Annotated in this window: 19 protein-coding genes; 18 read left to right on the top strand and 1 reads right to left on the bottom strand. The window is 39.8% G+C overall.

The window, feature by feature from the left end; all coding sequences use genetic code 11:
• Positions 1-79: 79 nt before the first annotated feature.
• From oapA to AT683_RS03675, 9 genes are all read left to right on the top strand, one after another.
• A complete protein-coding gene (oapA, locus tag AT683_RS03715) occupies positions 80-1,423 on the top strand; it encodes an opacity-associated protein OapA (protein ID WP_080291957.1) in 1,344 nt (447 codons plus the stop codon).
• Positions 1,424-1,481: 58 nt separating this feature from the next.
• A complete protein-coding gene (locus tag AT683_RS03710) occupies positions 1,482-1,886 on the top strand; it encodes an MliC family protein (RefSeq protein ID WP_005688971.1) in 405 nt (134 codons plus the stop codon).
• A 2-nt stretch (positions 1,887-1,888) separates the two neighbouring features.
• Positions 1,889-2,599, top strand: a complete 711-nt coding sequence (recO, locus tag AT683_RS03705; RefSeq protein ID WP_011271990.1) for a DNA repair protein RecO — start codon at positions 1,889-1,891, stop codon at positions 2,597-2,599.
• The gene (gene rlmD / locus AT683_RS03700; RefSeq protein ID WP_011271991.1) at positions 2,599-3,915 is read left to right on the top strand and encodes a 23S rRNA (uracil(1939)-C(5))-methyltransferase RlmD; all 1,317 of its coding nucleotides are present in this window, start codon (positions 2,599-2,601) and stop codon (positions 3,913-3,915) included. The genes recO and rlmD overlap by 1 nt, the downstream gene beginning before the upstream one ends.
• 77 nt (positions 3,916-3,992) lie before the next feature.
• A complete protein-coding gene (relA, locus tag AT683_RS03695; RefSeq protein ID WP_011271992.1) occupies positions 3,993-6,224 on the top strand; it encodes a GTP diphosphokinase in 2,232 nt (743 codons plus the stop codon).
• A 14-nt stretch (positions 6,225-6,238) separates the two neighbouring features.
• Positions 6,239-6,595: a diacylglycerol kinase gene (locus AT683_RS03690; RefSeq protein WP_005632174.1), complete on the top strand. Its 357-nt coding sequence runs from the start codon at positions 6,239-6,241 to the stop codon at positions 6,593-6,595.
• An 82-nt stretch (positions 6,596-6,677) separates the two neighbouring features.
• Complete coding sequence (gene mog, locus AT683_RS03685) at positions 6,678-7,271, top strand: molybdopterin adenylyltransferase (RefSeq protein WP_005635167.1); 594 nt, start codon at positions 6,678-6,680, stop codon at positions 7,269-7,271.
• 1 nt (position 7,272) lies between these two features.
• A complete protein-coding gene (glnB, locus tag AT683_RS03680; protein ID WP_005649085.1) occupies positions 7,273-7,611 on the top strand; it encodes a nitrogen regulatory protein P-II in 339 nt (112 codons plus the stop codon).
• On the top strand, positions 7,611-8,657 hold the full coding sequence (locus AT683_RS03675) for an AI-2E family transporter (RefSeq protein WP_005649088.1): 1,047 nt from the start codon (positions 7,611-7,613) through the stop codon (positions 8,655-8,657). Before glnB ends, AT683_RS03675 begins: the two co-directional genes overlap by 1 nt.
• 41 nt (positions 8,658-8,698) lie before the next feature.
• Here the strand turns inward: AT683_RS03675 and priA are convergent, their stop codons facing one another.
• Positions 8,699-10,891, bottom strand: coding sequence for a primosomal protein N' (gene priA, locus AT683_RS03670; RefSeq protein WP_058222187.1), 2,193 nt, complete (start codon positions 10,889-10,891; stop codon positions 8,699-8,701).
• Between the two features lie 84 nt (positions 10,892-10,975).
• Here priA and trmB point away from each other — a divergent pair, with 84 nt between their 5' ends.
• From trmB to AT683_RS03625, 9 genes are all read left to right on the top strand, one after another.
• A complete protein-coding gene (gene trmB, locus AT683_RS03665; protein WP_005666644.1) occupies positions 10,976-11,716 on the top strand; it encodes a tRNA (guanosine(46)-N7)-methyltransferase TrmB in 741 nt (246 codons plus the stop codon).
• Positions 11,717-11,800: 84 nt separating this feature from the next.
• Positions 11,801-12,145 carry a YggL family protein gene (locus tag AT683_RS03660; protein ID WP_005632159.1) on the top strand — a complete coding sequence of 115 codons (345 nt, stop codon included), beginning with the start codon at positions 11,801-11,803 and terminating at the stop codon, positions 12,143-12,145.
• A gap of 205 nt (positions 12,146-12,350) precedes the next feature.
• A complete protein-coding gene (gene napF, locus AT683_RS03655; protein WP_005666641.1) occupies positions 12,351-12,881 on the top strand; it encodes a ferredoxin-type protein NapF in 531 nt (176 codons plus the stop codon).
• On the top strand, positions 12,874-13,155 hold the full coding sequence (locus AT683_RS03650) for a chaperone NapD (protein WP_005656333.1): 282 nt from the start codon (positions 12,874-12,876) through the stop codon (positions 13,153-13,155). The genes napF and AT683_RS03650 overlap by 8 nt, the downstream gene beginning before the upstream one ends.
• Positions 13,156-13,191: 36 nt before the next feature.
• The gene (gene napA / locus AT683_RS03645) at positions 13,192-15,675 is read left to right on the top strand and encodes a nitrate reductase catalytic subunit NapA (protein WP_041174733.1); all 2,484 of its coding nucleotides are present in this window, start codon (positions 13,192-13,194) and stop codon (positions 15,673-15,675) included.
• Between the two features lie 53 nt (positions 15,676-15,728).
• Positions 15,729-16,568: a ferredoxin-type protein NapG gene (napG, locus tag AT683_RS03640; protein WP_005666637.1), complete on the top strand. Its 840-nt coding sequence runs from the start codon at positions 15,729-15,731 to the stop codon at positions 16,566-16,568.
• Entirely contained in the window at positions 16,568-17,431 is an 864-nt protein-coding gene (napH, locus tag AT683_RS03635; RefSeq protein ID WP_011271996.1) for a quinol dehydrogenase ferredoxin subunit NapH, read from the top strand. Before napG ends, napH begins: the two co-directional genes overlap by 1 nt.
• Before the next feature lie 5 nt (positions 17,432-17,436).
• On the top strand, positions 17,437-17,880 hold the full coding sequence (locus AT683_RS03630) for a nitrate reductase cytochrome c-type subunit (RefSeq protein ID WP_005649106.1): 444 nt from the start codon (positions 17,437-17,439) through the stop codon (positions 17,878-17,880).
• A gap of 14 nt (positions 17,881-17,894) precedes the next feature.
• The gene (locus AT683_RS03625; protein ID WP_005649107.1) at positions 17,895-18,497 is read left to right on the top strand and encodes a cytochrome c3 family protein; all 603 of its coding nucleotides are present in this window, start codon (positions 17,895-17,897) and stop codon (positions 18,495-18,497) included.
• Positions 18,498-18,514: the final 17 nt, after the last annotated feature.

Genomic DNA, 18,514 nt, shown 5'->3' with positions numbered 1-18,514 from the left:
AATTTTTTCGCCGCACTTTTGAGCTTCTCAATTTTGTGGCTAATTAATATAAATAAGAACAAGCATCAGAGGCAATCCAGTGAATTCTATGGATAAAAATCAACAATCATCTCAAAATGAATTGGATTTAGGGCTTAATCAAGAGCCAATTACACCAAAGAAAACAATTCAGCCAAGTTCGTCAATTTTAGGTAAAGCAAAAGGGTTATTTGCCAAAAAAAATCACGTGCAAACTAACTTTCAGCAACGTAAAGAACCTACTTTTGGCGATTCATCAACGCAAGAAAATGATCCTTTAATTCCGAGTGAAAATTTGAAAAAAGTGCAAAAGCCTGTTCTTCAAACTTCTTCCACAGAAGAAAATATTTCTGCGGTTGATGAAGAAATCAGTGCTGAAAATAACGCGGATGAACCCGTCGAAAAGGCTGAAAAACCTATTTTAGCTCAACCAGAAAAATGGAAAATATTACAAGTATTGCCAGCAAAACATCGCCGTTTATTTATGGCTATTTTTGTGTTGGTTATTTTATTGATTATTTTCTTCGCATTAAAACCAAGTTCTGACACCGTTGAGTCTTTTACTCAATCTAACAGCAATGAAGTTCCTGTGCAGTTCCAATCGTTAGATCAAAGTCAGCCACTGGAAACCACGATTTTAGATAATCCTCCTGCACAAAATCAAATGGCTGTAGAACAAGCTAACCAATCTGAATTTGCACCAAAAGCAGAGGAAGCGGCGAATAATACGACGGCTCAAAACCCATTAGTAGAAAATGCGCCAATGCAACAAAATGTTGTTCAATCTCCAAGTCAAATGCCAAATGAAATGGCTGCGGCATCTGTTATGCCTATGCAACCAGCTCAAGCGGAACAGCCAAAAGCAACTGTGCCAGTTCAGCCGATGAAAAAAGCGGTAGAGCCACAAGTTGCGCATAAAGATACTGTGAAAAAAGAAGTGAAAGTGGCGGAGAATGCACAGGCTCCATCAAAAGCAACGGAACAAAACGTCGCTAAAACAGCAGGAAACGCACCGATTGTTGAAGCCAAACCTGTTCAAGTAAAAAAAGAAAAGAAAGTTCAAATCGTTGATGCAAAACCTGTTCAAGTAAAAAAAGAAAAGAAAGTTCAAATCGTTGATGCAAAACCTGTGAGTAAATCTGCAGCCTCTCGTCTTTCTGCGAAAACATTAACTGTGCCGAAAGGTGTTTCGCTGATGCAAGTCTTCCGTGATAATCAACTTAATATTTCCGATGTAAACGCAATGAGCAAAGCAGCAGGGGCGGGCAATGTTTTAAGTAGCTTTAAATCTGGCGATAAAGTAACGGTATCTGTGAATAATCAAGGGCGAGTAAATGAAATGCGTTTATCCAATGGTGCGCGTTTTGTGCGTCAGTCTGATGGTTCTTATCAATATAAAAAATAATTTTTTGGGCGAGTAATCGCCTTTTTTCTTTTTAAGTTATTTTCTCAAGGTAGGATTTATGTTGAAAAAAACATCTCTTATTTTTACCGCACTTTTACTGGCTGGCTGTGCGCAAAATGCGAATGTGACAACACCTCAAACGCAAAAAATGCAAGTAGAAAAAGTGGATAAAGCCTTACAAAAAGGCGAAGCTGACCGATATTTATGTCAAGATGATAAAGTTGTTCGTGTTGTACACGCCACGCATAAAAAATACAAAAAAAATTTGCATTATGTTACCGTCACTTTTCAAGGCGTATCAGAAAAACTAACCTTAATGATTTCTGAACGTGGTAAAAATTACGCCAATATTCGTTGGATGTGGCAAGAGCGTGATGATTTTAGTACGCTAAAAACGAATCTCGGCGAAATTTTAGCAACGCAATGTGTCTCACAAACAAGTGAACGCTTATCTGGACAATAATCGTGCAAAGCGAACTTCAACGTGGTTTTGTTTTGCATCGTCGCCCTTATAGTGAAACGAGCTTATTGGTAGATTTATTCACTGAAGAAAGTGGGCGTTTAACCGTGATTGCAAAAGGGGCGCGTGCAAAGCGTTCATCTTGGAAATCGGTTTTGCAACCTTTCACACCTTTATTGTTGCGTTGGACGGGAAAAAGCACATTGAAAACCCTCACTAAAGCTGAACCTGCCGCAATTACACTGCCTTTACAACAAATTGCCCTTTATAGTGGATTTTATGTAAATGAATTACTCACTCGTGTTATTGAGTCTGAAACTCCAAATCCTGCGCTTTTTCAACATTATTTAAAATGCTTAACTGGCTTGGCAACGGAAACTAACGTTGAGCCAACGTTGCGTCTTTTTGAATTTCAACTTTTACAAATGCTCGGTTACGGCGTGGATTTTCTGCATTGTGCGGGGTCTGGCGAGCCAGTGGATTTCTCAATGACATACCGTTATCGTGAGGAAAAAGGTTTCGTTGCGTCTTTAGTGAAAGATAATCTCACGTTTTACGGCAGAGATTTGTTAGCCTTTGAAGCCCTCGATTTTTCCGATGATGCGGTACGTCAAGCAGCAAAACGCTTCACTCGTATTGCGCTGAAACCTTATCTTGGCGATAAACCGCTAAAAAGCCGAGAGTTATTCACTCAAAATATTTTACTTTTAAAATAATGGTTCTTCTTTATACCCCAAAGCAAAAAACAAACAATGTTCAAACCATTACGGCTGATATTCTTGATTTAGATTATCAAGGTTTAGGCGTGGCGAAAATTAATGGTAAAACTTGGTTTATTGAAAATGCGCTTCCGCACGAAAAAGTGGAATGTCGTATTTTGGAAGATAAACGCCAATATGGGCATGCTACGGCAAAAAAATGGCGAGTAAAAAGTTCTGAACGTTTAGAACCTAAATGTGCTCATTTTATGCGTTGTGGTGGTTGCCAAGGACAGCATATTCCTATTGAAATGCAGAGGAAAGCGAAACAATCCGCATTGTTTAAGCGGTTAAGTAAATTACAGTCAGAACCGATTTCATTTCAACCTATGATTTGTGGCGATGCTTGGGCGTATCGTCGTCGTGTGCGTTTGAGTTTATGGTTTAATCCAAACACAAAACAAATCGACATGGGCTTTCGTCAGAAAAATACCAACGATTTAATACCCGTTCAATCTTGCGAAGTAGCAGAACCTGCAATTAATTATTTACTGCCTAAATTAACCGCACTTTTAGAAAAATTTTCCACACCGAAACAGCTTGGGCATATTGAATTGGTGGCTGCCGATAATGGCGTCGCAATGTTGTTACGTTACACGAAAAACCTTGCGGAAATTGACCGCACTTTATTGCTCAAATTTGCTGAACAAGAAAAATTAATGCTGTTTTTACAAAGCGACAAAGGCATTGAACAAATCTATGGCGATGCGCCTTATTATCAATTTTCTGATGGCATAAAATTACATTTTGATATTCGTGATTTTATTCAAGTAAATAGTGCATTAAATGAACGTATGATCAATACAGCGTTGGATTGGCTTGAATTGAGCCAACAAGATTGCGTGTTAGATTTATTTTGCGGCATGGGAAATTTTACGCTTCCTCTTGCCAAACGCGTGAAAAGTGCGGTAGGAATTGAAGGCGTTTTTGAAATGGTACAAAAAGCGGCGCAAAATGCCGCAAGAAACCAAATCAAAAATATTGAATTTTTCCAAGCCGATCTTGACCAATCCTTTGTTGAACAACCTTGGGCTAATCAGTCGTTCAATAAAATTTTGCTTGATCCTCCACGCAGTGGCGCAGCTTTCGCGTTAAATGCTTTGTGCGAGCTGAAAGCAGAGAAAATTTTATATGTGTCTTGTAATCCTGCAACATTAGTGCGTGATGCGGAAATTTTATGTGATTTTGGCTACAAGATTGAAAAAAGTGCGGTGATAGATATGTTCCCTCATACGGGGCATTTGGAATCGATAACCTTATTCACTACAAAATAACTCGGTTATTCGGTACAATATCCACCCAAAATAAAAGCGACAGGAAGTTGCTTGCTCTTCATCAACAAGGGGGTATTATGGTTGCTGTTCGTGGTTCTCATTTGTTAAATCCGCAGAATTTTGTGATTGAACAATGGTGCACTGGCTTAAAACTAGCAGAACAAACAGAAAAAAGTTTGATCGATGCGTGGTATTACGCACGTGATTTAATGAATGCCTATCCCGATGAAATGAAGAATGCGACCTTAATGCTGCAGTCTGGCGTGGAAATGGTAGAAATTTTGCACGAACTTAATATGGATGCGGAAACATTGCTTACTGCCATGTTGTTTCCTATTGTTGCAAATAAATTAACAGACTGGGAAAGTCTAAAAGAAAAATTTGGTGCGAAAATTACTAAATTACTTAAAGGCGTGTTGGAGATGGATAATATTCGCCAACTTAATGCCAGTCATTCCGCTAACGCTCTGCAAGTGGATAATGTTCGCCGTATGTTGTTGGCAATGGTGGACGATTTCCGCTGCGTGATCATCAAACTTGCCGAACGTATTACTTTCTTGCGTGATGCAGAGTATCGTTGTGCAGAGGAAGACAAAGTCCTTGCCGTCAAAGAATGTTCTTATATTTATGCCCCTCTTGCCAATCGTCTTGGAATTGGTCAGCTGAAATGGGAGTTAGAAGATTACTGCTTCCGTTATCTTCATCCTGAACAATATCGCGCTATTGCTAAATTATTGCAGGAACGTCGTCTTGATCGTGAACATTACATTGCTGATTTCGTCAGTGAGTTGAGCAGTTATTTACGTGAAAATATCAAGCAAGTGGAAGTCTATGGCCGTCCGAAACATATTTACAGCATTTGGCGCAAAATGCAGAAAAAGAATCTTGAGTTCAGCGGTTTATATGATGTAAGAGCGGTCAGAATTATCGTGCAAAAATTGCAAGATTGTTACACCGCACTTGGGATTGTGCATACTCAATTTAAACACTTACCCAAAGAATTTGACGATTATGTCGCGAACCCGAAACCGAACGGTTATCAATCTATTCATACTGTTGTTTTAGGTAAAGGTGGCAAGCCAATTGAAGTACAAATTCGAACCCAACAAATGCATGATGATGCAGAGTTAGGTATGGCGGCACACTGGAAATATAAAGAAGGCAATACAGGCAGTATGTCTGCCTATGAAGAAAAAATTGCGTGGTTGCGTAAATTGTTAGCTTGGCAAGATGATATTACGGATTCAGGCGAAGTGCTGGCAGAGTTGCGTAGCCAAGTGTTTGATGACCGTGTATATGTGTTTACGCCAAAGGGCGAAGTGGTGGATTTGCCAACGGGATCTACACCATTAGATTTTGCTTACGCCATTCATAGTGAAATTGGTCATCGCTGTATCGGGGCAAAAGTTGCGGGGCGTATTGTGCCATTTACCTATCAGCTACAAATGGGTGATCAAATTGATATTATTACCCAGAAAAATCCGAACCCGAGCCGTGACTGGCTAAACCCAAATTTAGGATTTACTCACACCGCAAAATCTCGAGCCAAAATTCAAGCGTGGTTTAAAAAACAAGATCGCGATAAAAATATTCCAGCGGGTAAAGAATTACTCGATAATGAACTCGCGCTTTTGAATTTAAGTATTAAGCAAGTGGAACCTTATGCGTTACCACGCTATAACTTGAAAAATTTGGACGATCTTTATGCGGGCATTGGCAGTGGTGATATTCGTTTAAATAACTTAATCAATTTCTTGCAAAGTAAATTGATTAAAGTGACTGCTGAAGAAGCAGATCAAGAGATTTTACGTCATGTTGCTAACAAAAGTGCGGTCAATTCTCAGCAGAAATCTGAAAAGAACAATGGCTATGTGATTGTGGAGGGTGTGGACAATCTTATGCATCATATTGCGCGTTGCTGCCAGCCGATACCAGGCGATGCGATTGTTGGCTATATTACAATGGGACGTGGTATTTCTATTCACCGAGCGGATTGTGAACAATTCTTAGATTTGCAAGCGGCTCATCCAGAACGCGTAGTGGAATCAATTTGGGGCGAAAATTACGCAAGTGGTTTCCATATTAATATCCGTATTGTGGCAGGCGATCGCAATGGCTTATTGCGTGATATTACGACGGTTCTAGCAAATGAAAAAATTAGCGTATTAGGGGTCTCAAGCCGTGCTGATACCAAAAAACAGCTTGCTACTATTGATATGGAAATTGAACTTCATAATGTTGAAAGTTTGAGTAAAATATTGGCTCGATTAGCAAAATTAGATGATGTTATCGAAGCGAAGCGTTTATAAAAATAGGAAAATTTATGTATAAAACGACGGGGCTAACCCATTTAATCAATTCCACGAAATATTCATTACAAGGCTTAAAAAGTGCGTTTAAAAATGAAACGGCTTTTCGCCACGAATGTTTTTTAGCCTGCATTTTAATTCCTCTTACTTTCTTTTTAGGCGAAACAAAAATTGAAATTATATTGATGATTTCTTCTGTTTTGCTTGTGATGGCGTTAGAACTTTTAAACAGTGCGGTAGAGGCAGTTGTTGATCGCATTGGTACAGAACGCCACGAACTTTCAGGACGTGCGAAAGATCAAGGCTCTGCATCGGTATTTATTGCCCTTTGTATTGTCGGTATCGTTTGGGGCGGAATTTTATTCTTCTAACCCTCCAAAAGTGCGGTAAGTTTTTACCGCATTTTTGATTTATCCAATCACGTCAAAATTATTTATAAAAATAAGGAAAAATATGACCGCACTTTTAAAAATTGGTCTGGTGTCTGTTTCTGATCGCGCATCAGCAGGCGTATATCAAGATCAAGGTATCCCAGAATTACAGGCTTGGTTAGAACAAGCGTTAGTAGATCCTTTCCATTTGGAAACAAGATTAATCCCTGATGAACAACCGATTATTGAACAAACCTTAAAAGAGCTGGTGGATGAACAAGGTTGCCATTTAGTGCTGACAACTGGTGGAACTGGGCCAGCAAAACGCGATGTAACGCCTGATGCAACCCTTGCGGTAGCAGATCGAGAAATGCCAGGTTTTGGCGAACAAATGCGTCAAGTGAGTTTGCATTTTGTGCCTACCGCAATTTTATCCCGCCAAGTGGGTGTAATTCGTAAGGAAAGCTTGATTTTAAATCTTCCTGGTCAGCCTAAAGCGATTAAAGAAACCTTGGAAGGCGTGAAAGATAAAGAGGGAAATGTGCTTGTAAAAGGCATTTTTAGCGCAGTGCCTTATTGTTTGCAACTGATTAACGGCTTATATATTGATACCAAGCCTGAAATCATCGAAAGTTTCCGTCCTAAATCCGCAAGACGCGAAAATCTGGAGAAATAGCATGAAAAAAATCGAAGCAATGATTAAACCCTTTAAATTAGACGATGTGCGAGAAAGTCTTTCAGATATTGGTATTTCAGGTATGACAATCACGGAAGTACGCGGATTTGGTCGCCAAAAAGGTCATACAGAACTTTATCGTGGTGCGGAATATATGGTGGATTTTCTGCCGAAAGTGAAATTGGAAGTAGTGGTTCCTGATGAACTTGTGGATCAATGTATTGAAGCGATTGTTGAAACGGCACAAACAGGCAAAATCGGTGACGGCAAAATTTTTGTTTATCACGTTGAGCGAGCGATCCGCATTCGCACGGGCGAAGAAAACGAGGATGCGATTTAGTGCAAAATAATTTAAATTTACACCGCACTTTGCTTGGCATTGCTGCGGTGATTATTATCTTAGCTGGCGTAAAATTGGCGGCAGAAATCGTGGTGCCATTCTTGCTATCACTCTTTATCGCGATAATTTGTTCGCCGATAATTAAGGCGATGACCCAACGCCGCGTCCCGCATTGGTTAGCCATTACTTTGCTTTTTGTCTTGATTTCTTTGGTATTTTTCTTCTTAGTCGGGTTGATTAACAGCACGGCAAGAGAATTTACCCAATCTATTCCACAATATAAAGTTTTGCTTTCACAACGTGTGAGTGATTTAACTGGATTGTTGCAACGTTTCAATCTGCCTTTCACGCTTTCGCGTGAAACCATCCAAGAAAATTTTGACCCAAGCATCATTATGAATTTTGTAAGCCGAGTATTGCTGAATTTCTCTGGTGTAGTGAGTAATGTGTTTGTTTTAGTGTTGGTTGTGATTTTTATGCTTGCCGAAGCACCAACGATGAAACATAAATTTGCAATGGTAATTAGTTCAACCCCTCATGATGCAGCCAAAGAAGAACGCCATATTGATCGCGTTTTGCAAGGCGTAATTGGTTATCTTGGCATCAAAAGCATCACGAGTTTACTGACTGGCGTCGGAGTGTTTATTTTGTTGGAAGCCTGTGGGGTTCAATATGCCATTTTGTGGGCAACCTTGAGTTTCTTGCTGAATTATATTCCCAATATAGGTTCTATCATCGCGGCTATTCCGATTATTGTGCAAGCCTTATTACTGAATGGTTTTGGCATTGGCTTTGGCGTAGCAATCGGTGTTATTGCGATTAATATGGTTGTCGGTAACATTATTGAACCTAAAATGATGGGGCAACGATTAGGGCTTTCAACCTTAGTGGTGTTCCTTTCATTATTGTTTTGGGGATGGCTGCTTGGAACAGTGGGAATGCTACTGTCTGTTCCTTTGACGATGGCATTAAAAATTGCCTTGGAGTCCAGTCCCAATACAGCGAAATATGCCTGTCTATTAGGAGATGTCGAAGATTTCAAATAGATTTTAGAGATAAAAGTGCGGTGAATTTTCACCGCATTTTTTTATGATAAGTCTTGCGGATCGACGTCCAAAATTAACCGCACTAGGCTGTTTTTTTCAAGTTCGGCTTGTTGATATTCTCTTAATGCTTTTTGCAACGTCATTCTTGACGGATGTTGCAATAATAACTGCCAGCGATATTGCCCCGCTTTTTTGCTGAACGGTGCAGGCATTGGGCCAAGCATTTGTAATCCCGTAATTTGCTTCGATTGAAAAAAATCTGCAATTTGGCTTAAGCAATTTTCTGCAAGATCAGAATGTCGAGCCTGTGCTTTGAATAACGCCTGAAAAGTAAAAGGCGGCAATCCCATTGAATGGCGTAATTGTAAGGTTTCTTTTGCAAAAGCTTGGTAGCCATTTGCCAATAAAGTGGTAAGCAAAGGATGATCAGGATAATGTGTTTGTAGCACAACTTCACCTTGTTTATCGGCACGTCCTGCACGTCCAGCAACTTGAATATAAAGTTGAGCTAAACGTTCTTCTGCACGAAAATCCAGTGAAAATAATGCACTATCTACATTCACTAAGGCAACGAGAGTAACATTCGGAAAATGATGTCCTTTCGCGAGCATTTGTGTGCCAATCAAAATTTGGCTTTTGCCTTGTTGAATATCTTCTAAATAACCTTCCAATTTTCCTTTACGTGCCGTGCTATCGCGGTCGATTCGCGCTACAGAATAATGAGGAAATAGCGTTTTCAAGGTTTCTTCTAATTGTTCTGTGCCTAGACCAGTAGTAACTAAATGGGTAGAACCGCAATCGCCACATTGGCGAGGAATAGTTTTTTGTGCGCCACAATGATGACAACGCAATACATTTTGATGCTGATGATAGGTATAAGGTTTTTCACAATGAGGGCATTGTGCGATCCAACCACATTCATGGCAAAGCAATACGGGTGCAAAGCCACGACGATTTAAGAAAAGCAACACTTGATTGCCTTTTTCGAGATGGGCTTTCATTCGTTCCAACAAGGGTTTTGATAACCCGTTTTGTATATTTTGATTTTTCAAATCAATAACGAAATGACGAAGTGCGGTAGAATTTCCCGCTCTTTTTGATAAAACTAAATGTTGGTATTTGCCGTTTTGTACATTATTAATACTTTCTAAACTTGGCGTGGCGGAGCCCATTAATACCGCAATATTTAGTTTTTGAGCCAGCACAATCGCCAAGTCTCGCGCATGGTAACGCCAACTGTCTTGTTGTTTGTAAGACGAATCGTGTTCCTCGTCCAAAATAATTGCACCAAGATTAGAAAATTGCGTGAACAATGCCGATCTCGTGCCAATCACAATGGCACTTTGTCCAGAGCGGGCGCGATCCCATACATAAAGCCGTTGCGTATCGGTTAAATTAGAATGCAGTACATCAATTTCTACATTAAAACGTGCTTTAAAACGTTGCACCGTTTGAGGTGTTAGCCCGATTTCGGGTACAAGCACTAATACTTGCTTACCCGATTTTAAAATTTCTTCAATATACTGCAGATAAATTTCTGTTTTACCTGAACCAGTCACGCCATCGAGCAGCCATACATTGAAACCAGAATGGAAGAGCAGTTGGCTGAAGGCTAAGGCTTGCTGCTTATTTAAGGTTAAACGATTTTCAGCATTGACTATTGGGTTATTGCCTAATCTTTGTTGCCAGCTTAGGGGATTTGTTTGGATAGTAATTTCTTCAATAAACCCTTTGGCTTTTAAGGCAGACCAAATGGCAGAGGAAAAATTATTATTGCCTTTTTCAAGATCAGTTTCAGATAAGCATTGTAGGGCTTCAGCTTGCTTTTTCGAGCGTTTTAATTCGCCTTGTTCAAGGGCATTTTTCCCCGCATCCGTAATTCGCCAAAAAGTGCGGTCATTTTTTACCGCACTTTCGCCGTTACGCAATTTCACAGGCAAGGCTTGAAATAACACATCGCCTAATCCCGCTTGATAATAATTTGCTGCCCAGTGAAGCCAATCCCAATAAATGGGCGTAAAAAGTGGGGCTAAATCCAATGGTTGAAGAATAGCCTTGAGTTTATCCTCTGGCACGTCCGATTTTGTCGGAAAATCAGCCACAATGGCGACACGTTTTTGAGTGCCAAAAGGCACAAGAACACACATACCGATTTGTAATGAAACATCATCGGGGACGAAATAATCAAATAAGCGAGGAAGCGGCACAGCCAGTGCCACTCGGACAATTTTCATAATCAACCTTGGGAAAAAATTTGCCCTATTATACGAGAAAAATTGGTATAATCGCCGCCAATTTTTTTCACGAACAAGATTTTTATGACACAAACTTTTGCCGATCAAAAACGTAAAACCGTTGAAACCGCAGAATTTACCGAAGATGGCCGCTATAAGCGCAAAGTCCGTAGTTTTGTTCTCCGCACAGGTCGTTTGAGCGAATTTCAAAGAAATATGATGAATGATAACTGGGGAACACTTGGTTTAGATTATCAAACGGAACCTTTTGATTTTGCTAAGATTTATGGCAATGATAATCCAGTTGTATTAGAAATTGGCTTTGGAATGGGAAAATCGCTTGTGGATATGGCTTTTGCTAATCCTGACAAAAATTACCTTGGCATTGAAGTTCATACTCCTGGCGTTGGTGCTTGTATTGCTTATGCAGTGGAAAAAGGCGTAACGAATTTACGCGTGATTTGCCACGATGCAACGGAAATTTTACGAGACAGTATTGCTGATGGTGCGCTTGGCGGTTTGCAGTTATTTTTCCCCGATCCTTGGCATAAAGCAAAACATCATAAACGTCGTATTGTTCAACCGCACTTTGTGACACAAGTTATACAAAAATTAGGTAAAAATGGTTTTATCCATATGGCGACAGACTGGGAAAATTATGCAGAGCAAATGCTAGAAGTATTAAGCGCAAACACCGATTTAGTGAACACCTCGAAAAATGGCGATTATATTCCAAGACCAGATTTTAGACCTTTAACTAAATTTGAAGCCAGAGGTTACAAACTTGGACATGGTGTTTGGGATTTATATTTTGTGAAGAAATAAGCGGATTTTAACTAAACCCAATACCTAATTTATGAATTTAATATAAAATACACGTTTGAATATAACCTTAATAGGAGAAATAAAATGTCTAAATCTTACAATCAACGCCAACGCAAAAAACTTCATCTTGCGGAATTTCAAGAACTGGGTTTTCTTGTAAATTTCCAATTTGCAGAAGGCACTGCGATTGAAACTGTAGATGAAATCGTTGATCGTTTTATTAACGAAGTGATCCAACCAAATGGTCTAGCTTATGAAGGTAGCGGGTATTTACATTGGGAAGGTTTAGTTTGCCTAGAAAAAATTGGCAAATGCGATGAAAGCCACCGTGAAACTGTGAAAAAATGGTTAGAAACAAATGGTTTGCAACAAATTGAAGTAAGCGAATTATTTGATATTTGGTGGGAATATCCAGCAAAAGCTGAATAATCTAAATTGAAAGCAGCATAACAAAAATTGCTATGCTGTTTTGTTTTAATCCCTTGCAAAATTCATTAAACCTTAAATTTTTTGATCTATAACAAATAAAGTTCAAATAATTGACAAACTACCTATTTTGGGTTGTTCTCATTCATTCATCGTAAACACATAATCCTTCATCTACAGAAGCATTCAGAAATATTTTAAAGACATTATGACCGTTGAAAATTTACCTCGCAGACAATTTTTACGCGGTAAATTTTCAACATTGAGCTGTTTAGAAAATAATCAAAAACAGAATTTTGTGGGTATTAGACCGCCTTGGTCTGTGGAAAATTCTATTTTTGTAGCACAATGTACGCGCTGTGGCGACTGTCTTTCTGTCTGTGAAACCAATATTTTGGTAAAGGACGATGCTGGTTTTCCTGAAGTGCGCTTTGATAATGGCGAATGTACTTTTTGTGGGAAATGTGTAGATGCCTGTAAACAGCCTATTTTTTATCCTCGTGACCAGTTACCTTGGTCACATAAAATCGACATTGGCGTAGCTTGTTTAACATTGCACCGTATTGAATGCCGAACTTGCCAAGATAATTGTCCAGCTAATGCGATTCGTTTCAAATTACAAATGGGTGGCGTAGCACAACCTTTAGTTAATTTCGATGCTTGTAATGGCTGTGGGGCTTGTGTACAAGGCTGCCCTGTGAATGCAATAACAATGAACGATCTAAAACAAAATGAATAATACAAATTTAATATTAGAAAATGCGAGGGATTGGCACGTTGTTGGATTGATCGTGCAAGGTAATCCAAAAAAATTATCAGCAATTCAAACCGCACTTTTAGCGATTGAGCATACTGAAATTCCGACTTTTGATGAAAAACTTGGAAAATTTGTGGTGGTAATGCAATCGAACGATCAGCATCTCTTGCTTGAAAAAATGGAAAGTGTGAAAGATATCGACGGTGTGATTAATGTATCGTTGGTGTATCACGAGCAAGATGAACAAAATAAATAATTTTAAAATCAAACGTTTAACGTGGGGGAAAACGCGATGAATTTAAGTCGTCGAGACTTTATGAAAGCCAATGCGGCTATGGCAGCCGCAACGGCAGCGGGGCTAACCATCCCAGTCAAAAATGTGGTTGCGGCTGAATCCGAAATTAAATGGGATAAAGCAGTATGTCGTTTCTGTGGTACTGGTTGTGCAGTATTAGTTGGTACTAAAGATGGACGTGTTGTGGCATCTCAAGGCGATCCTGATGCAGAAGTAAACCGTGGTTTAAACTGTATTAAAGGTTACTTCTTGCCAAAAATTATGTACGGTAAAGACCGTTTAACGCAGCCGCTTTTACGTATGACAAACGGAAAATTTGATAAGAACGGCGATTTTGCGCCAGTTTCTTGGGATTTTGCGTTCAAAACAATGGCTGAAAAATTCAAAGAAGCGTTCAAAAAGAACGGTCAAAATGCAGTAGGTATGTTTAGTTCTGGTCAGTCTACCATTTGGGAAGGCTATGCGAAGAACAAACTTTGGAAAGCAGGTTTTCGTTCTAACAACGTAGACCCGAATGCGCGTCACTGTATGGCATCTGCAGCGGTTGCATTTATGCGTACTTTTGGTATGGATGAACCAATGGGTTGTTATGATGATATTGAACAGGCAGATGCTTTTGTTCTTTGGGGCTCAAATATGGCGGAAATGCACCCAATTTTGTGGTCGCGTATTACTGATCGCCGTATTTCTAATCCTGATGTTCGTGTTACTGTGCTTTCTACTTACGAACATCGTAGTTTTGAACTTGCCGATCACGGTTTGATATTTACACCGCAAACTGATTTGGCAATTATGAACTACATCATCAATTATCTTATTCAAAATAATGCGATTAATTGGGATTTTGTTAATAAACATACCAAATTTAAACGCGGAGAAACGAATATTGGCTATGGTTTACGTCCAGAGCATCCATTAGAAAAAGACACGAATCGTGCAACAGCTGGGAAAATGCACGATTCTTCTTTTGAAGAATTAAAGCAACTTGTATCAGAATATACAGTGGAAAAAGTATCGAAAATGTCTGGGTTAGATAAAGTCCAGTTAGAAACTTTAGCGAAACTTTATGCTGATCCAACGAAGAAAGTGGTTTCCTACTGGACAATGGGCTTTAACCAACATACACGTGGTGTGTGGGTAAACCAATTAATCTACAATATTCATTTACTTACTGGAAAAATTTCAATCCCAGGTTGTGGGCCATTTTCATTAACTGGTCAGCCTTCTGCTTGTGGTACGGCGCGTGAAGTAGGTTCATTCCCTCATCGTTTACCTGCCGACTTAGTGGTAACTAATCCTAAACACCGTGAAACAGCGGAACGTATTTGGAAATTACCAAAGGGGACGGTTTCTGAAAAAGTGGGGTTACACACAATTGCACAAGACCGTGCAATGAATGATGGCGAAATGAATGTGTTATGGCAAATGTGTAACAATAATATGCAAGCAGGACCAAACATTAATCAAGAGCGTTTGCCAGGCTGGCGTAAAGAAGGCAACTTCGTGATTGTTTCAGATCCTTACCCAACTGTATCCGCACTTTCTGCTGACTTAATTCTTCCAACGGCAATGTGGGTGGAAAAAGAAGGGGCTTACGGCAATGCAGAACGTCGTACCCAATTCTGGCGTCAGCAAGTCAAAGCACCGGGCGAAGCAAAATCAGACTTATGGCAATTAATGGAGTTCGCAAAATACTTCACGACGGATGAAATGTGGACAGAAGACTTACTTACACAAATGCCTGAATATAGAGGTAAAACTTTATATGAAGTGCTTTTCAAAAATGGTCAAGTAGATAAATTCCCATTGAGCGAACTTGCTGAAGGCCAATTAAACGATGAATCAGAATATTTTGGTTACTACGTTCACAAAGGTTTATTTGAAGAATACGCTGAATTTGGTCGCGGTCACGGTCACGATTTAGCTCCATTTGATATGTATCATAAAGCGCATGGTTTACGTTGGCCAGTTGTGGAGGGTAAAGAAACCTTATGGCGTTACCGTGAAGGCTATGATCCGTATGTTAAAGAAGGGGAAGGCGTGGCTTTCTACGGTTATCCTGATAAGAAAGCGATTATTCTTGCGGTGCCTTATGAACCACCAGCTGAGTCACCCGATAATGAATACGATTTATGGTTATCAACAGGTCGTGTTCTTGAACATTGGCATACGGGGACAATGACACGCCGTGTACCAGAATTGCATCGAGCATTTCCAAATAATTTAGTATGGATGCACCCATTAGATGCACAAGCTCGTGGTTTACGTCATGGCGATAAAATTAAGATTTCATCTCGTCGAGGCGAAATGATTTCTTATTTAGATACTCGCGGACGTAATAAACCACCTCGTGGCTTAGTATTTACCACTTTCTTTGATGCAGGTCAGCTTGCAAATAGCTTAACACTAGATGCGACAGACCCAATTTCAAAAGAAACCGACTTCAAAAAATGTGCGGTAAAAGTGGAAAAGGCTGCGTAAAAACCATGTAAAAATCAACCGCACTTTATTTCTCCCATCAATAAAAGAGGAAGATGAAAGTGCGGTTAAAATCTAAAAAGAAAATGAAGAAACCCGCCCTTAATCCTGAACGTAGAAAATTTCTTAAAGAAGCAACCCGTACTGCGGGTGGTTTAGCTGGCGTTGGGATTTTGTTGGGATTGCAGCAAAATCAAAGTCTTGCGCGCGAAGGTGTGCCATTACGCCCTCCATTTGCTTTGCAAGATGCGAAAGCGTTTTCTGCCGCTTGTATTCGTTGCGGACAATGTGTTCAAGCCTGTCCTTATGACATGCTGCATTTAGCCTCTTTATTATCGCCAGTAGAAGCGGGAACGCCGTATTTTATTGCGCGTGATAAACCTTGTGAAATGTGTCCTGATATTCCTTGTGCAAAAGCCTGTCCTAGTGGTGCATTAGATCGTCAAGCAACAGATATTAATGAATCGCGTATGGGGCTGTCAGTACTGTTAGATCACGAAACTTGCTTAAATTATCAAGGATTACGTTGTGATGTTTGTTATCGAGTTTGTCCATTAATCGATAAAGCGATTACATTGGAAACACAACATAATCCACGTTCTGATAAGCATGCCTTATTTATTCCAACAGTACATTCTGATGCCTGCACGGGATGTGGAAAATGTGAGCAAGCTTGTGTGTTAGAAGAAGCAGCGATTAAGATTTTACCAATGGATCTGGCAAAAGGTATGTTAGGTAAACATTATCGTTTAGGTTGGGAAGAAAAAGCGAAAGCTGGCCATTCTCTTGCACCTAAAGATATGATTTCATTGCCAACTCGAACACCAGAAGGGACAACTGTAATTCCTGAACCAGCAGAACCCGTGCTCGCACCAATTTTAGGGGGCGGAAAATAATGGCAAATGCACCAAAATTTGCAGGGAAAGAGGCTCGAGAAAAATGGGGCTGGTGGTATGCAAACCGCTTTTTGTTTTGGCGTCGATTAAGCCAACTTAGCATTCTTGCGATGTTTTTGAGTGGCCCTTATTTTGGCGTGTGGATTTTAAAAGGTAATTATAGTGGTAGTTTATTACTCGATACTATTCCACTAAGTGATCCTCTAATTACCGCTGAAAGCTTGGCTGCAAGACATTTACCAGATGCTCTCACTTTAATTGGTGCTGCAATTATTGTGTTATTTTACGCAGTACTTGGTAGTAAAGTGTTTTGTGGTTGGGTATGCCCACTAAATGTTGTGACTGACTGTGCAGCGTGGCTTCGCCGTAAGTTAGGCATTCGCCAAACAGCAAAAATTTCGCGCGGTTTACGTTATGGTATTCTTGTGCTTATTTTACTAGGCAGTAGTGTCAGCGGAATGTTGCTTTGGGAGTGGGTTAATCCAGTGGCTGCTCTTGGTCGCGCCTTTGTATTTGGTTTTGGTGCAACAGGCTGGTTATTACTTGTTATTTTTCTTTTTGATTTATTGATTGCTGAACACGGCTGGTGTGGACATCTTTGCCCAATTGGTGCTGCTTATGGTGTGATTGGTGCAAAAAGTTTAATCCGTATTAAAGTGATTGATCGTGCTAAATGCGATAATTGTATGGATTGTTACAATGTTTGTCCCGAAGCCCAAGTGTTACGTTCGCCTTTACACGGAAAAAAAGACGAAAGCCTACTAGTGCTTTCCAAAGATTGCATCAGCTGCGGACGTTGTATTGACGTTTGCGCTGAAAAAGTTTTTAAATTTTCGACCAGATTCGATCATTCAGGGGAGTGATTAATATGACTAAACAGGTATCTAAAATTTTAGCGGGATTATTTACCGCACTTTTTGCTGGCTCACTGATGGCATCTGATGCACCAGCAGTGGGAAAAGATTTAACTCAAGCGGCAGAAAATATTCCACCCGCATTTCATAATGCACCGCGTCAAGGCGAATTACCCGCATTGAACTATGTAAATCAGCCTCCAATGGTTCCACATAGTGTGGCAAACTATCAAGTGACAAAAAATGTAAATCAATGTTTAAATTGCCACAGCCCAGAAAATTCTCGTTTGAGCGGTGCAACTCGAATCAGCCCAACTCACTTTATGGATCGTGATGGAAAAGTAGGTTCAAGTTCATCGCCACGTCGTTATTTCTGTTTACAATGTCACGTTTCTCAAGCAAACGTAGATCCTATTGTTCCAAATGATTTCAAACCGATGAAAGGTTACGGAAACTAATTTAAGAGGTCTATATGTCTGAGAAAAAACCAAATATCTTAAAGCGTTTCTGGCAATGGTTTAGAAAACCAAGCCGTATGGCGATAGGTACAATTATTATCTTATCGGCTATTGGCGGTATTCTTTCTTGGGTTGGTTTTAACTATGGTTTAGAAAAAACCAACACTGAACAGTTCTGTGCAAGCTGCCATATGCAAGATGCTTATCCAGAATATTTACATAGCGTGCATTATCAAACTCGTACTGGTGTGGGGGCAAGTTGTCCAGATTGTCACGTACCACACGAATTTGGTGCAAAAATGAAACGTAAAATTATTGCAGCTAAAGAAGTATATGCGCACTATACTGGAAAAGTGGATACCTTAGAAAAATTCAATGCGCATCGTTTAGAAATGGCTCAAAATGAATGGGCGCGTATGAAAGCTAACGATTCTAAAGAATGTCGTAATTGCCATAATGTAGATCGTATGAACTTCAATGATCAACGTTCTGTGGCGGCACGTATGCACCAAAAAATGAAAACTGAAGGTAAAACTTGTATCGACTGTCACAAAGGTATTGCACACCAATTACCTGATATGAGTGGCGTTGAGTCAGGCTTCAAAGACGAGAAGTGATTTTCTAAAAATAGGCT

The organism is Haemophilus influenzae (assembly GCF_001457655.1).
GTDB classification, from domain to species: Bacteria; Pseudomonadota; Gammaproteobacteria; order Enterobacterales; family Pasteurellaceae; genus Haemophilus; species Haemophilus influenzae.
The sequence above is the reverse complement of the archived record's forward strand: the minus strand, read 5'-3'. Positions and strand labels throughout refer to the sequence as shown.